Source organism: Erwinia papayae, from assembly GCF_058241465.1.
Map to the genome: position 1 here is coordinate 2,029,378 of NZ_JBZCHT010000013.1, position 12,958 is coordinate 2,042,335.

Here is a 12,958-nt window from a genome sequence, read left to right on the forward strand (position 1 = left end):
TCTCATGCTTACCTAGTTTGTATGTTTATCAATAAGTTAACCTCAAAACCACACTGTATATTGTTCCAGTGTTTTTTGACGTTTGCGCAGTTATGCGGCAAACTGTGGGGTAATCGGTGGGGTAACGAAAACGGTTAAGAACTGAAGATGGCAACGTCAATCAATCGGCTCAGTGACAAAAAGTTACGTGCTTTACTTGGCGTACCAGCGGAGAGGCTTACAAAGATTTCTGACGGTGCCGGATTGATGGTGCGCGTCACGAAAGCGGGATCAATCACCTGGCTGTATAAATATCGCCTGGGTGGCCGTGAGACAGAGGCAAAACTGGCAACACTTGGCCGTTATCCCGATCTGAGTCTGGCAAAGGCGCGTGAAATGCGTGACCAGTGCCGCCAGTGGCTGGCAGAAGGGCGTGATCCGCAACGTATGCTAAAGCTTGACAGGCAAACCACGTTAAAGCCCGTCACGGTGAAAGATGCCATAGATTACTGGCTCACTCAGTATGTCGATGGGAATCTGGTTAATGATGTTCGATACCGCGAGCGATTTGATAATCACATCTTCCCCCACATTGGCGATATGGCACTCTCAGACTGCGAAACGCATCACTGGCTTACCTGCCTTGCCCGAACAAAGAAAACAGCCCCAAGCATTGCCGGAATGCTTCTACAGATGTCACAGCAGGCATTTAAATTTTGCCGTGTTCGCCGCTATGCGGTTAGTCACGTTCTGGACGGGTTAACAATGCAGGATATAGGCGTCAAAGTTAATCGCCGCAAGCGCGTTCTATCCAGTCGTGAATTGCGCGATCTACTTGCCGCCCTGAATACAGATTTCTTTGCGCCTTATTATCAAAATATCGTTTATTTGCTGCTGGTGTTTGGTGCCAGAACGGTAGAGCTGAGACTTTCAACACCCGGCGAATGGGATTTAAAAGACCGGCTCTGGACAGTGCCAGAGAACCACAGTAAAACCGGAGAGAAAATTATCAGGCCGATACCTGACAAACTGATGCCGTTGATTACCCAACTTCTGGAAGAAAATAAACGAAGTGGTTACCTGCTGGGCGAGCTGAAGAAAAACACCGCCGTTAGCCAGGTGGGAGCATACATAGCGCACAGGCTTGATCACGCTGAGCACTGGCGACTTCATGACTTGCGCCGCACCTTTTCAACCGGAATGAATGATTTAGGCATACCGCCACACATCGTTGAATTGCTTCTGGGGCACTCGCTGGGCGGGGTAATGGCCGTGTACAACCGTAGTCAATACCTGCCCGAAAAACTGGATGCACTGAATAAATGGGTTGAACGTCTCGATGTTCTGGCCGGTAATCACAGAAACGTAGTATTACTTAAGGCTGGTGGAGATGAATAACTATCCTGATTATGTTCACGATGAAATGATAAGATATTATGAGTCTGAACTTATTAATATTGGTGAATGTAAGGACATAGCGGGTAAGTTAATTTTTGATGAGCGAATGTCTTTCGTCTGGAGCGCACTTTCAAAAAGAGCCAATTCTAAGGAAATGCCATACTTTTTCTTTGCGAGTCTGACAGAGAAGATAGAATTGTTAAATAAAGGCCCTTGTGAATGGGATTTAATAACCCATAGAAACAAGATGGCTAAGCTAAAAAGGATTTCTGAACTTTCCAGGCTGCTCTCGTTGGAGATTGAGGGTACGCCAGTTGACATTTCAGTCACATCTTTCATGAATCATAGGGTTTTCGTTCGAAGTTTCCAAGATAAGTGGGAAGGCAATGATAGATTAAAAATGATGAATTTTACCCTTGAAAAATATTGCTCAGAAGGAAATGGCTTTTACTTTGATAAAACTGAAAACGATTTAGGAATTTCAAATGTATGGAGTTCTGTTGGAGTAAATGGGCCGCATGTAAGCTCTGTTCTTGATTCGTTGAGCAGAAAGGCCGCAGAATATAGCCCAGCATCGGTAATAAAAAGAAAAGGTGACAATCCCGAAAAGACTTATTTTGTCAGGTCTTTAAGTGATTTTTTCAAAGACTTTTTTGGTGAGTCTCTATATAACATCACAGCCGTTATAAGCAGCATTTTTCTCAACATTGAAATTGATATCGAGACAGTGGTCAGCATTACAAAGTCAGGTAAGCCATTGGCGTAAAACCATATGAAAACCCCTGTTTTATGCCAATGTTGCTTAATCGACATAAGAATCGCTTTTTGTGCCAATGATGTATAAATAGCGATTTATAGAGGTTTAGCGCAAATTACATAATCATTTTTGACACTGCACAATCTCCATAACACCAAAACGGAGAAGTAAACATGTCAAATAATGCACCTGCGCAAGCTCAACAATTTACCCCCCCGACTCCTGAGCAACGCCGCACTATTCTCAATGAGTACGCTTTCAAATACGACAAGCGCATTCGTGAGGATGAGTGCGTGGAAATCACCAGCCTTTCCCGATCTACCCGCTGGAAGATGGAGCAGGAAGGCCGCTTTCCCGCACGCTGTCACTTTGGTCGAAATAGCTGTGCTTGGCTCCTTTCTGATGTTCTCTGGTGGGTACGTAATCCACCGGCAGTAAATAACGTCAACAACCCATACAGCCGCAAATCGGCTTAAGGGGGCACTATGCAGAATTTAAATCAATTGGTACCCATCCATCGTGGAAACATTGGCGGCGAGATTGCATCCCTCGCCAGCGCCAAAAAGCTGCATGCCTTTCTGGAGGTTGGCCGCGACTTCACTACATGGATTAAGGGACGCGTCAACCAATACGGATTTACAGCGGGTGTGGATTTCATAGTTGTGGAAAATTTGAGCTCCCCCGTTTCGGGGAGCGCAAAATATCGCCAACAGCTTGAACATGATTACCTGATCACCACAGATATGGGTAAAGAACTGGCAATGGTTGAGCGCAACGATAAGGGCAGAGAGGTTCGCCGGTATTTCATCAACTGCGAACGACAAGCGAAGGCCGCTGCTATTCCTCAGTCACTTCCCGAAGCATTGCGCCTCGCCGCTGATATGGCAGAGAAAGCCACGCGCCTTGAAATCCAGTTGCAGGAGACAGCACCAAAAGCTGATTTCGTTGACCGGTTCGTAAATGCCTCTGGAAGCATGGGATTCAGGGAAGCGGCAAAACTTCTGAACATCAAAGAGACTTTGTTGCGCCGCTTCCTGATTGATAAAGGGATCATGTATGCGCTGGCAGGAAAATTGACACCTTACGCCCATCACATCGAGTCCGGGCGCTTTACTGTCAAAACTGGCGAGAACATGACTAATGGGCATGCATTCATCCAAGCGAAATTTACGCCAAAAGGTATTCAGTGGATGGCTAAAAAACTTTTTGAGGCTGGGATGCTGGGAGGTCGAAATGCGGGAGCCTAATAAAACAAAGGCGACCTTGCAGGGTCGCCAGTGGAGCAGAACAGAATTAACTCAGGGCCAGGATAGCACACTGATCATTCTGGTCAATCCTGATATAGCTGCTAATTCGAGCGAAGTCCAAGCGCCAAAAATGGCGTTAGCCTGCCGGGAGGGATGCTCAGATGTGAGCAACGGTCAGCCGTTTGGCTCTGTGCCAACAAGCTTCTCACAGGTTGGGCGCAACAAATCATGTTCTTTACTCCCACACACTAAATGTGAGGAAGAACAGGATTTAAAGATAATAAGCGCGATTATTACTGCGGCTAACACCAAGACTATTTTTTTCATTACTTATCCCTTTGGTTCGATGCCTAAATTGCGGAGCTTGTCCCGGCAAGCCTCTTTAACCCAGGCGCTAAATTGTCCGGGGCCAGCTTCTGAATCAATTTGCTGTAAAAGTGAGTCTTCGAAGCGGATATTTTTCTTTGTGCTGCCTGAACGTTCGAAAGCAGATTTGGTAATTTTATCTTGCACTGGTACGTACCGGTATTATAGGATGAAACCCAATGGTACGTACCACGATGTTTTTGTGCAACCATTAAATACAGCGAAGCCCGGAAGTGTTACCAGCACTAACGGGCCTCTAACCACCACCGTTAGAACAAGTAACGAGGCAGCTATGAAAGATCATACCACACACCCGCAAGGGCGGCATTTCTACACCTGGCGCTTTCTGGCACTTAACCGTCACGATAAGAACGCCACACTGTGCCGCCTGTCCGTTGAGGCTCCCACAGAACGCGAAGCCCGCCGCATTCTGGCACCACACTTCATCCTCTCGCTGGCTGCACGTTTGCCGCTTCAGGAGGTGCACCATGTCTAATCGCACAGTAGCCCAAAACCATCACTACAAGCTGGCCTGCACCGCCATGCATCATATAAACGCCCTGCTGATAGCTGTAGAGCAGCACGGCATTGAAATGGATAGCGGGGATGTTCTTGCAGCAATTGGCGGTATTCAGGCTATTGCCATAAACGTGAGTAGATCACTGGAGAAGCTTGGAGATATGGAGGTGAAGCATGGCTGATATGCATGGTATGCAAAAGCTCATCAACACTTATTACAACATCACCAGTAATGATGCTAAAGATGTGCTGAGGTTGGCGGAAGAGGCTGAAGATACGCTTTGTTCTGGCATTGTTGCCATCGGTGATCTGATGCATCACGCCTCTGAAAATAGTGATTATGGCGAAAATTCAATGCGTTCTGACATGTTCAATATTGGCTTGTTACTGCGGTGCCTGGGTAATTTTCAGGCTGCTATTGGCACTACCATTGAGAACTGTAAGCACTCTATCAGCCAGGCCAAAAGGGAGAAGCGCCAATGATCAGCAATGTAAAATTTAATGAGCTGTCTGGTCGTGTTGATTCTTTGCTTCAGCGTGTGGATGAACTTGACTCAAAAATTAAATCGCTGGTGGCTACACAGGGTGGTGAAATTCCGCCTGGCATGTCCCCTGTATCAACACTTGCGGCTGAATATGGTATTTCGACGAAGAAAGCTGAGGAGCTGGCACAGAACACCGGCGTGATGATAGTTAAACACAAAGCTGGTGGCTATCTGGTCCACGATGAGAAGTTCAGGGAGGCGGCACGGCTTGTACTTAAAGCGGCCAAACGTAAATATGGTTCGGCGTACTGGTATCACCCACTGATTGGCAAATTCCAGATGAGCGGGGGGATACCGAAATGACAGATACCGCAATCACGCATGAAGAAATGTCTGATGCGCTGTTCACCTGCGTTTACAGCTGGATAAATGGTCACGTACTGGACAAAAAAGAAACGGTGGCCGCAGCAGCGCGGCACAAGGATAAATCCACGCCATACGGCGCACTGGCGCAACGCCTGAAGGGCTTTGTGGTTGGTGCCGGGGTTACCTATGAGGAACTGAGCGAAAACGGCCTGTTGATGACCGACAAAGCCGCGCAGAAGAAAAACCGTATAGAGCTGGTGGCCGATCTGATTGGCAATGACGGTGTTAAAGCTGTTCTGACCGATTCCAGTCGGATCAACCGGGTATTCCCACCTGAAAAACCGGAGAAGAAAAAGAAACGTGTGGCTGATGCGGCCACATCTTCTCTGGCGCATATGGGACCAAGCCAGCGAGGGGAGGTGTTACTTAGTCACTATGATGGCCTTCTGTCGCTTCATGATGATTCAAATACCGTTCATCACTACACCGGAATTCTGTGGCAACCGCTGAACGATAAGGAACTGACGCGGGAGATGGCCGCTATTTTCATTGAGGCAGATGTACCCTATTCGATGCCAACCGCGAGGAACGCCGTTGATACGATGAAGCTGAGTCTGCCACTTATGGGGATCACTGCCCGTAATCTGATTGGTTTTCGCAACGGGGTTTTTGATACCCGGTCTGGGGTTTTCAGGGAACACAACCGGGAAGACTGGCTGCTGATCGCCAGTGATGTGGATTTTGTGCCGCAGCAGGATGGCGAGACACTGGAGAGCCATGCCCCGGCGTTCTGGAAGTGGCTGACCTGGGCAACCGGAGGCAACAGCCGTAAAGCGGATCGTGTTCTGGCCGCACTTTATATGGTTATGGCCAACCGCTTTGACTGGCAGTTGTTTCTTGAGGTTACCGGGGCTGGTGGCAGTGGTAAGAGCGTCATGGCTGAGATTTGCACCATGCTTGCAGGCAAGGCCAATACCGTATCGGCCAGCATGAAAGCACTGGAGGAACCGAGGGAAAGAGCGCTTGTCGTGGGCTACTCATTAATCATTATGCCGGACATGACGCGCTATGCAGGTGACGGCGCAGGCATCAAGGCGATCACTGGCGGTGATAAGGTGGCTATCGATCCGAAACATAAAGCTCCCTATTCCACCCGTATCCCTGCGGTGATTCTGGCCGTAAACAATAACGCTATGACGTTCAGTGACCGTAGCGGCGGCATATCCCGGCGCAGGGTGATATTCAACTTCTCACAGGTGGTGCCTGAGAACGAGCGTGATCCGCTGCTGACGGAGAAAATAGAGTCAGAGCTTCCGGTTATCATTCGCCATATGCTCACCCGGTTTGCTGATCAGTCAGAGGCAAAGCGTTTACTGTTTGAGCAGCAGAAGTCCGAAGAAGCGCTGGCTATCAAGCGTGAGGGAGATTCCCTGGTGGACTTCTGCGGCTATCTGATGGCTATGGTTGAGTGCGAGGGAATGATTGTGGGCAATGCTGAAATGGTGCCGTTCAGTCCGAGGCGTTACCTCTACCACTCCTATCTGGCGTATATGTCCGCGCATGGCCTGGGCAAGCCTGTTTCCCTGACGCGCTTCGGTACGGATATGCCGGGGGCAATGTCTGAGTACGGCAAAGAGTACAAGCGTAAGCAGTGCACCAGAGGGGCCGATAAGGGCAGAACCATTTCCAATATTCTGCTGGGTGACGATGCTGACGGCTGGCTCCCTGCTGCCTCAGGACTCCCCGATACAGATGTAAAAAATTAAAATAACTGGTTTAAGTGTCTACCGTGTCTACTGATGAAAATAATCATCTATAAATCAGTTAATTAGTACGGTAGACAGTTGGTAGACACTAAGGGTTAAAGTGTCTACCGTGTCTACTTTTTGATTGTTTTATATACAAAAGGTAGAGAGTCGGTAGACAGTAGTAGACACTTAAAAGGTCAACTCCCTACCACTTAACCTACTGAATTAAATGTAAAATATCGCTGCGGTAGACAGGTAGACACTTAAACGCATAAATTTTATTTTTCTGTGTTTTATTTTTTGTTTAAGCACCGTCAAACGCTTCCTGAATGAGAGGGAATAACGTTTGTGAAAAACCTGTACCAGCAACAACTGGCCCTTTAACCGGAGTTTTAAAATGCCAAAAACGCTTAAAGAAATTCGTGACCATTATGATCACTACGGTATCACCGACATTCCGACAATGGACTTACCTCACTATCAGCAGGTGCTGGCTGATGGCGCTTTCTTCTGGATAGATCACCATGATTTTGTGAGAAGCACTTTTTCTGAGGAAATCTTCGCCACAAACCGTGAACAGCTTGATGCGCTGATAGCCCACCTTCAGAAGTACAGGGAAAAGATGCAGGGGCAGGGTTGAAGCCTTTGCCAAAAAAAGCATTTGACCTGTCCCAACTGTAACAAAGTGATCTAAGATAGGCTAAATCATTAGCAAGGAGCATGTATGGATACGGTTGAAGAACTTAACGGGACGTACTTCTATAACGGTATTCCCAACCTTTCTGCGGGAGAATTATTCTTCTGGGTATTTCTGGATAAAATTGATGAGCAATACGGCATACATGATTTAGTCGCTGTCAGCAGCATTATCCTTGGGTTACCCTTACTGAAAACTCGTGCTAAGCCGGGTGCGGCAACCAAAGGGACTTCGATAGCCTCTAAAATGTCCCGTCAGTATCTTGATATACATTTGCCATTCAGGCTTCCCACTATCACGAATAAAAGCATTAAACTTTTAAAACCCATGTATGTGAATAACCTGGGGGCATTTGTTGGAAGAACGGTGCCGGTAGTCGGCTGGCTACTACTCGCGAATGATTTCGCCCAAATCACATTTAAAACGATGACCACTTATAATCGTATAGTTCGAGATGGTGATAAAGTATGGTAACTGAAAATGAGGTCCTCACTTTTTTTCAGGATGAGTTGCCCATATTAGGCTTGCTTCCAACTAAAAGTAATGCTGTGGGAATGGATGATATTCTTCAGGAATACACGGAACAAGAAGATCTATTTCCTACTCTTGATAAGTTCGGGCATCATTTCGGTATTGATTTATCTGCAATGGATATGAACAAATATTATCCGTGGGTTACGCCCTGGTTCTTCCGCAAGTGGTTTACCAGTAAACCTCTTAAACAAGAAAAGAAACCGCTCACGGTCAGGATGTTTGCTGAATCAGCCGAAGCGGGGCGCTGGCTTTATGACTGAGCAGTTAGATAAATAATTTTGTAAATTATTCGTACCCATGTTTACCCGTGATTACCCCTGTCTCTGACGGGGGTTTTCTTTATATTTTTCATGTATATCTTGAAAAGTGGCACTCAGACGTGAGCCGCCACTGGCCGTTAAATCAAGCTGTAGCGAGTGCAGCCTGTGGGATGCAGAAAAAGATTTAGCGGCCTCCCTATTCCCGGACTGGTTTCACGTCTCAACATTTAACGTTACGAGAAACCACGACATGAAAAAATTGCTTGAACTCCGCCAGGAGAAAACCGCCCTCAAAACCCGGATGCGCTCCATCATGGATAAAGCCACTGAGGAAAAACGCAACCTGAACGCTGACGAGGGTAAACAGTTTGATGAACTCCGCGCCAGAGCAGAATCCCTTGATACTGATATTTCCCGCCTTGAAGCGTTGGCCGATGAAGAACGCAATCAGCCGGGTAAGCCAGTGGACGGTAAAAAAGTCTCTAACGACGAGCTGCGTCACTACATCCTGACAGGCGAAACCCGCGCCCTTTCCACTGCGGTTGGCTCCGATGGCGGCTATACCGTTATTCCCGATCTCGACAAAGAGATTATGCGCCAGCTGACCGATGATTCCGTGATGCGTCAGATCGCCACCGTGAAGACCACCAGCAGCAATGAATATAAAAAGATGGTATCCGTGGGCGGTGCAGTAGTGAATCACGGCGAAGAAGGTGTGGCCCGTACCGAAACCAGTACGCCAAAGCTGGAAGAAGTAAGCATTAAGCTGTTCCCGATCTATGCCTATCCGAAGACCACCCAGGAAATTCTGGACTTCAGCGATGTGGATATTCTGGGCTGGCTGTCATCTGAAATCAGCGACACCTTCACCGAAACCGAAGAAACCGACCTGCTGACCGGAGACGGGGCTAAAAAGTCCAAAGGCTTCCTGTCCTATCCCCGCGCGGCCACTGGCGACAAAACCCGCCCGTTCGGTACGCTGGAGAAAATGGAGACTGCCGGAGCCTCGCCCGTTGCTGACGAGCTGATCGACCTGTTGTTTAAGCTGAAGGCCAAATACCGCAAAAATGCCGTATGGGTGATGAACTCCAGTTCAGCCGCTGCCCTTCAAAAGCTGAAGAACGGTAACGGTGACTACATCTGGCGTGATCGTCTGACTGAGGGTTCCCCTGATCTGCTGCTGGGCCGTCCGGTTTACTACCTTGAAAACATGAGCGATGCAGCAGCAGGCGAACCGGTGCTGGCCGTGGGCGACTTCAGGCGCGGTTACTACATCGTGGATCACACTACCGGAGTGCGTACCCGCCCGGACAACATTACCGAACCGGGGTTCTACAAGGTGCACACCGATAAATACCTGGGCGGCGGGCTGGTGGACTCCAACGCCATCAAGGTACTGGAAATTCCGGGTTCAGGTTCCTGATCCGATGATTCAGGGGCTGCGGCCCCTTTCCTGCCTTCTGGAGTCTGACCCATGAAAAATAATGATTTTGAAATCCGCACCTCTGAACTGAGCGCCGCCGATAAAAAGCTGGTGGGCTATGCCGTCCGTTACAACAGCCTGTCAGAGGTTATCTGGGACGAGTTTGTAGAACAGTTCGCACCCGGTGCCTTTGCGGCCAGTCTCGCCAGCGGTACTGACTGCCGCGCACTGTACGAACATGATTATACCCAGCTGCTGGGGCGCACCACGTCCGGCACTCTGATCCTCACCGAAGACAATACCGGACTGCGCTTTGAGCTGACGCCACCCGATACTCAGCTGGGCCGCGATGTGCTTACGCTGGTGGAGCGTGGCGATATCTCCGGAATGTCCTTCGGCTTCAGAGCGCTCAATGAGGAATGGAACGTTGCCGCCTCGCCCTATGTCCGCACCGTGACCGCCGCCGAGCTGCGGGAGATCACCGTCACCAGTATGCCCGCCTACACAGAGAGCAGTGTGGAGATCGCCCGCCGTTCTCTCTTGTCACAGCATCCTTCGCTGGCTGGCCTGAGTCTGGACATGCGCCGCCGTCAGGCCGAACTGGCGGGGTTGTGATATGTGGCCTTTTCGCAGAAAAGACGAGCAGCGGAGCATGACCATTGATGAGTTTCTGGCGATGGCAGGGATTCCCAATACCGGTTCAGGCGAATACGTGTCTGCGGGTACAGCGGAGTCTCTGCCTGCGGTGATGAATGCCGTGGCGGTAATCAGTGAGGCCGTGGCAACAATGCCCTGCTATCTGTATAAAGTCCGTAATGATAAAGGCCGTGAAGCGCGTGAATGGCTGGACGGTCACCCGGTGGATCACCTGTTGAACGAAGCGCCCAACGACTGCCAGACCGCCTACCAGTTCAAACGTACCATGATGCGCCACTGCCTGCTGAACGGTAACGCCTACGCGGTGATCCAATGGGGCCGTGATGGACAACCGCAATCATTATATCCGTATGTACCCGGCGCAGTGGTGCCGGAGCGCATTGCCGAACATCGCTATAAATACACCATTACCGAACCCTACAGCGGCACGGTGCGCACCTATCTACAGGAAGAAATCCTGCATCTGCGTTATGCCACGGACGATGGATTTCTGGGCCGTTCGCCGATCACCATCTGCCGGGAAACGCTGGGTCTTGGTCTTGCCCAGCAGCGGCACGGGGCCAGCATCATGAAAGATGGCATGATGGCAGCGGGTATCGTCAAATCAAAGGACTGGCTGGATAGTGTGAAGGGCAAGCAGGCGCTGGACGCACTGGAGCGTTACAAAGGTGCGAAGAACGCCGGAAAAACACCATCCTCGAAGGTGGCATGGAGTACGAACAGCTTGGCATGAGCAATCAGGATGCCGAATGGCTGGCCTCCCGACGCTTCACGATTGAAGACATTGCCCGCATGTTCAACGTGTCGCCAATCTTCCTTCAGGAATACGGCAACAGCACCTACAGCAATTTCAGTGAGGCCAGCCGTGCCTTTCTTACAATAACCATGCGTCCGTGGCTTGCCAACTTTGAGCAGCAGATTAAATCCTCCCTGCTGGTGGCCTCGCCCGTTCCCGGCATCCGGTATCAGATGGAATTCGACTCTGCCGATCTTCTCCGCGCCACACCTACCGATCGTTATGCCACCTATGAGAAAGGCATTAAGTCCGGCGTGATGTGTCCTAACGAAGCCCGCGAACGCGAAGGGATGCCCCCACGTGAAGGTGGTGACGAGTTCAGCCAGGCATGGAAACAGGAGTTCAGCGTGAAGAAGTCCGGGGAGGCTGAACAGTGAGAGCCGGAACCATGCGTCACCGCGTGACCATTCAGAATTTCAAGTCAAAGCGCCTGCCGTCCGGGCAGATTCAGCAGGTATGGACAGACACTGCCACCGTATGGGCCGAGGTGAAAGGCGTGAGCGGGCATGAGGTTATCGCCAGCGGTGCGGAAAAATCAGAGGTCACCTTTCGCATGTGGATACGCTACCGGGCCGATGTGACCAGCGCCAGCAGGATACTCTGGCAGCAGAAAGGCCAGACCAGACAGGGTTATGCCGTGGTGTCAGCCCTGCCGGATGAAAAGAACACGCGGCTTGAACTGTTATGCAAAGGAGGCGTTAAGCCATGAGTGAACTGATCACGCTGGCAGAGGCAAAGCTGCACTGCCGCATTGATGATGACTATGAAGACACGCTGATTGAGGCCTATATCACCGCCGCGCTTGAGGTCTGTCAGAAGCATATCGGCAAACGCTTTGACACCGAGCCGCCGCAGATTGCTTTCAATCCTGCCCTGAAGGTGGGCTGCATGATGTACGTCTCACAGCTGTATGAATACCGCACCACTATCAGTGAAGTGGAAACCAGCGAAGTATCGATGGCTATATCCGCGCTGTGGTCAGTCTATCGCGATGTGGGAGTGTACTGATGCCGTGGCAACCCTTACGCCGCTGTAGTGAGGCTGGCTGTAATGTCCGGGTGAAGTCAGGCAAATGCGATACCCATAAGCGGGCGGCATCCAGACAGCAGAACGCCAGACGAGACGGACGCCGTGAACGGGGATATACGCCTGAATGGGATAAGTATCGACTGGTCTTTCTGAAGGCTAACCCGTTATGTGTTCACTGCCTCCGTCTGAACATCTATACGGCTGCAACCATTGTTGATCACATCATCCCTATTGAAGGTGGCGATGATGTGCTGTTCTGGCCTGCCAGCAATCATCAGCCGCTATGTCATTCCTGTCACTCCCGCAAGACCACAACCACAGACCCGGTGACCAAGCAGCAGCGTAAGGCAGGTAAGTACCGTGAGCAGGAAGAAGCCGCACGTCACCGTAACGACTGGATGTATACCCATGACTGAGCAGGAGATGAGGCAGCTTGTGGCCGCACTGACCCGCAGCCGTGAGCAGTTCACCCGCAGACAGCACGCCAGCCCGCGCAGGCGAACGTCAGAGCGTGATCGTGATATTCGGGAGGCGATACGCAACCGCTGACCGTTCAGGAGTGAAATGATTGCAGATGCAACTATATCAATGAGAACGATTATCATCGGGAGGGTGGGGGTGTCCGGCATGACAACACCCTGACCCGGTGGCACCACCCGCTCCCTCAAATTTTTACGCGCGGCATTTTTTTTAACAG

18 protein-coding genes and 2 pseudogenes are annotated in these 12,958 nt (G+C 50.1%); 19 read left to right on the plus strand and 1 reads right to left on the minus strand.

Annotation, left to right across the window (positions count from 1 at the left end):
• Window positions 1-147 precede the first annotated feature (147 nt).
• The 4 genes and pseudogenes from AC3RPL_RS25585 to AC3RPL_RS25600 all read left to right on the plus strand — a co-directional run.
• On the plus strand, window positions 148-1,377 hold the full coding sequence (locus AC3RPL_RS25585; protein WP_490740997.1) for a tyrosine-type recombinase/integrase: 1,230 nt from the start codon (window positions 148-150) through the stop codon (window positions 1,375-1,377).
• On the plus strand, window positions 1,370-2,143 hold the full coding sequence (locus AC3RPL_RS25590; protein ID WP_490740996.1) for a hypothetical protein: 774 nt from the start codon (window positions 1,370-1,372) through the stop codon (window positions 2,141-2,143). The genes AC3RPL_RS25585 and AC3RPL_RS25590 overlap by 8 nt, the downstream gene beginning before the upstream one ends.
• Window positions 2,144-2,307: 164 nt before the next feature.
• On the plus strand, window positions 2,308-2,610 hold the full coding sequence (locus AC3RPL_RS25595; RefSeq protein WP_490741385.1) for a helix-turn-helix transcriptional regulator: 303 nt from the start codon (window positions 2,308-2,310) through the stop codon (window positions 2,608-2,610).
• Between the two features lie 27 nt (window positions 2,611-2,637).
• Window positions 2,638-3,381: pseudogene (locus tag AC3RPL_RS25600) on the plus strand (phage antirepressor KilAC domain-containing protein); the annotation flags it as partial.
• Between the two features lie 330 nt (window positions 3,382-3,711).
• On the opposite strand, the gene AC3RPL_RS25605 reads toward AC3RPL_RS25600, so the two are convergent.
• A complete protein-coding gene (locus tag AC3RPL_RS25605; protein ID WP_490740995.1) occupies window positions 3,712-3,894 on the minus strand; it encodes a DUF3950 domain-containing protein in 183 nt (60 codons plus the stop codon).
• Between the two features lie 145 nt (window positions 3,895-4,039).
• Here AC3RPL_RS25605 and AC3RPL_RS25610 point away from each other — a divergent pair, with 145 nt between their 5' ends.
• The 15 genes and pseudogenes from AC3RPL_RS25610 to AC3RPL_RS25680 all read left to right on the plus strand — a co-directional run bounded on the left by AC3RPL_RS25610 (window position 4,040) and on the right by AC3RPL_RS25680 (window position 12,810).
• On the plus strand, window positions 4,040-4,243 hold the full coding sequence (locus AC3RPL_RS25610) for a host cell division inhibitor Icd-like protein (protein WP_490738512.1): 204 nt from the start codon (window positions 4,040-4,042) through the stop codon (window positions 4,241-4,243).
• A complete protein-coding gene (locus AC3RPL_RS25615) occupies window positions 4,236-4,448 on the plus strand; it encodes a hypothetical protein (protein WP_490738513.1) in 213 nt (70 codons plus the stop codon). Before AC3RPL_RS25610 ends, AC3RPL_RS25615 begins: the two co-directional genes overlap by 8 nt.
• Window positions 4,441-4,749, plus strand: coding sequence for a hypothetical protein (locus tag AC3RPL_RS25620; protein WP_490738514.1), 309 nt, complete (start codon window positions 4,441-4,443; stop codon window positions 4,747-4,749). The genes AC3RPL_RS25615 and AC3RPL_RS25620 overlap by 8 nt, the downstream gene beginning before the upstream one ends.
• Entirely contained in the window at window positions 4,746-5,114 is a 369-nt protein-coding gene (locus tag AC3RPL_RS25625) for a hypothetical protein (protein ID WP_490738515.1), read from the plus strand. The genes AC3RPL_RS25620 and AC3RPL_RS25625 overlap by 4 nt, the downstream gene beginning before the upstream one ends.
• On the plus strand, window positions 5,111-6,883 hold the full coding sequence (locus AC3RPL_RS25630; protein WP_490738516.1) for a DNA primase family protein: 1,773 nt from the start codon (window positions 5,111-5,113) through the stop codon (window positions 6,881-6,883). The genes AC3RPL_RS25625 and AC3RPL_RS25630 overlap by 4 nt, the downstream gene beginning before the upstream one ends.
• A gap of 379 nt (window positions 6,884-7,262) precedes the next feature.
• A complete protein-coding gene (locus tag AC3RPL_RS25635) occupies window positions 7,263-7,505 on the plus strand; it encodes a hypothetical protein (protein ID WP_490738517.1) in 243 nt (80 codons plus the stop codon).
• Window positions 7,506-7,589: 84 nt separating this feature from the next.
• On the plus strand, window positions 7,590-8,036 hold the full coding sequence (locus AC3RPL_RS25640; protein WP_490738518.1) for an STM2901 family protein: 447 nt from the start codon (window positions 7,590-7,592) through the stop codon (window positions 8,034-8,036).
• Window positions 8,030-8,356, plus strand: a complete 327-nt coding sequence (locus AC3RPL_RS25645; protein ID WP_490738519.1) for a DUF1493 family protein — start codon at window positions 8,030-8,032, stop codon at window positions 8,354-8,356. Before AC3RPL_RS25640 ends, AC3RPL_RS25645 begins: the two co-directional genes overlap by 7 nt.
• Before the next feature lie 250 nt (window positions 8,357-8,606).
• Window positions 8,607-9,779, plus strand: coding sequence for a phage major capsid protein (locus tag AC3RPL_RS25650; RefSeq protein WP_490738520.1), 1,173 nt, complete (start codon window positions 8,607-8,609; stop codon window positions 9,777-9,779).
• Window positions 9,780-9,830: 51 nt separating this feature from the next.
• A complete protein-coding gene (locus tag AC3RPL_RS25655; protein WP_490738521.1) occupies window positions 9,831-10,394 on the plus strand; it encodes an HK97 family phage prohead protease in 564 nt (187 codons plus the stop codon).
• A gap of 1 nt (window position 10,395) precedes the next feature.
• Window positions 10,396-11,609: pseudogene (locus AC3RPL_RS25660) on the plus strand (phage portal protein).
• Window positions 11,606-11,941: a phage head closure protein gene (locus AC3RPL_RS25665; protein ID WP_490738523.1), complete on the plus strand. Its 336-nt coding sequence runs from the start codon at window positions 11,606-11,608 to the stop codon at window positions 11,939-11,941. The pseudogene AC3RPL_RS25660 and the gene AC3RPL_RS25665 overlap by 4 nt, the downstream one beginning before the upstream one ends.
• A complete protein-coding gene (locus tag AC3RPL_RS25670) occupies window positions 11,938-12,240 on the plus strand; it encodes a head-tail connector protein (RefSeq protein WP_490738524.1) in 303 nt (100 codons plus the stop codon). Before AC3RPL_RS25665 ends, AC3RPL_RS25670 begins: the two co-directional genes overlap by 4 nt.
• Window positions 12,240-12,677, plus strand: a complete 438-nt coding sequence (locus AC3RPL_RS25675) for an HNH endonuclease (RefSeq protein WP_490738525.1) — start codon at window positions 12,240-12,242, stop codon at window positions 12,675-12,677. Before AC3RPL_RS25670 ends, AC3RPL_RS25675 begins: the two co-directional genes overlap by 1 nt.
• A gap of 7 nt (window positions 12,678-12,684) precedes the next feature.
• Complete coding sequence (locus AC3RPL_RS25680) at window positions 12,685-12,810, plus strand: hypothetical protein (protein ID WP_490738526.1); 126 nt, start codon at window positions 12,685-12,687, stop codon at window positions 12,808-12,810.
• The last annotated feature ends 148 nt before the right edge of the window (window positions 12,811-12,958 follow it).

Bases quoted from the DNA above. Each gene is read 5' to 3' on its own strand.
- AC3RPL_RS25585 (WP_490740997.1), top strand. From the start codon at position 148: ATGGCAACGTCAATCAATCGGCTCAGTGACAAAAAGTTACGTGCTTTA.
- AC3RPL_RS25590 (WP_490740996.1), top strand. From the start codon at position 1,370: ATGAATAACTATCCTGATTATGTTCACGATGAAATGATAAGATATTAT.
- AC3RPL_RS25595 (WP_490741385.1), top strand. From the start codon at position 2,308: ATGTCAAATAATGCACCTGCGCAAGCTCAACAATTTACCCCCCCGACT.
- AC3RPL_RS25610 (WP_490738512.1), top strand. From the start codon at position 4,040: ATGAAAGATCATACCACACACCCGCAAGGGCGGCATTTCTACACCTGG.
- AC3RPL_RS25615 (WP_490738513.1), top strand. From the start codon at position 4,236: ATGTCTAATCGCACAGTAGCCCAAAACCATCACTACAAGCTGGCCTGC.
- AC3RPL_RS25620 (WP_490738514.1), top strand. From the start codon at position 4,441: ATGGCTGATATGCATGGTATGCAAAAGCTCATCAACACTTATTACAAC.
- AC3RPL_RS25625 (WP_490738515.1), top strand. From the start codon at position 4,746: ATGATCAGCAATGTAAAATTTAATGAGCTGTCTGGTCGTGTTGATTCT.
- AC3RPL_RS25630 (WP_490738516.1), top strand. From the start codon at position 5,111: ATGACAGATACCGCAATCACGCATGAAGAAATGTCTGATGCGCTGTTC.
- AC3RPL_RS25635 (WP_490738517.1), top strand. From the start codon at position 7,263: ATGCCAAAAACGCTTAAAGAAATTCGTGACCATTATGATCACTACGGT.
- AC3RPL_RS25640 (WP_490738518.1), top strand. From the start codon at position 7,590: ATGGATACGGTTGAAGAACTTAACGGGACGTACTTCTATAACGGTATT.
- AC3RPL_RS25645 (WP_490738519.1), top strand. From the start codon at position 8,030: ATGGTAACTGAAAATGAGGTCCTCACTTTTTTTCAGGATGAGTTGCCC.
- AC3RPL_RS25650 (WP_490738520.1), top strand. From the start codon at position 8,607: ATGAAAAAATTGCTTGAACTCCGCCAGGAGAAAACCGCCCTCAAAACC.
- AC3RPL_RS25655 (WP_490738521.1), top strand. From the start codon at position 9,831: ATGAAAAATAATGATTTTGAAATCCGCACCTCTGAACTGAGCGCCGCC.
- AC3RPL_RS25670 (WP_490738524.1), top strand. From the start codon at position 11,938: ATGAGTGAACTGATCACGCTGGCAGAGGCAAAGCTGCACTGCCGCATT.
- AC3RPL_RS25675 (WP_490738525.1), top strand. From the start codon at position 12,240: ATGCCGTGGCAACCCTTACGCCGCTGTAGTGAGGCTGGCTGTAATGTC.
- AC3RPL_RS25680 (WP_490738526.1), top strand. From the start codon at position 12,685: ATGAGGCAGCTTGTGGCCGCACTGACCCGCAGCCGTGAGCAGTTCACC.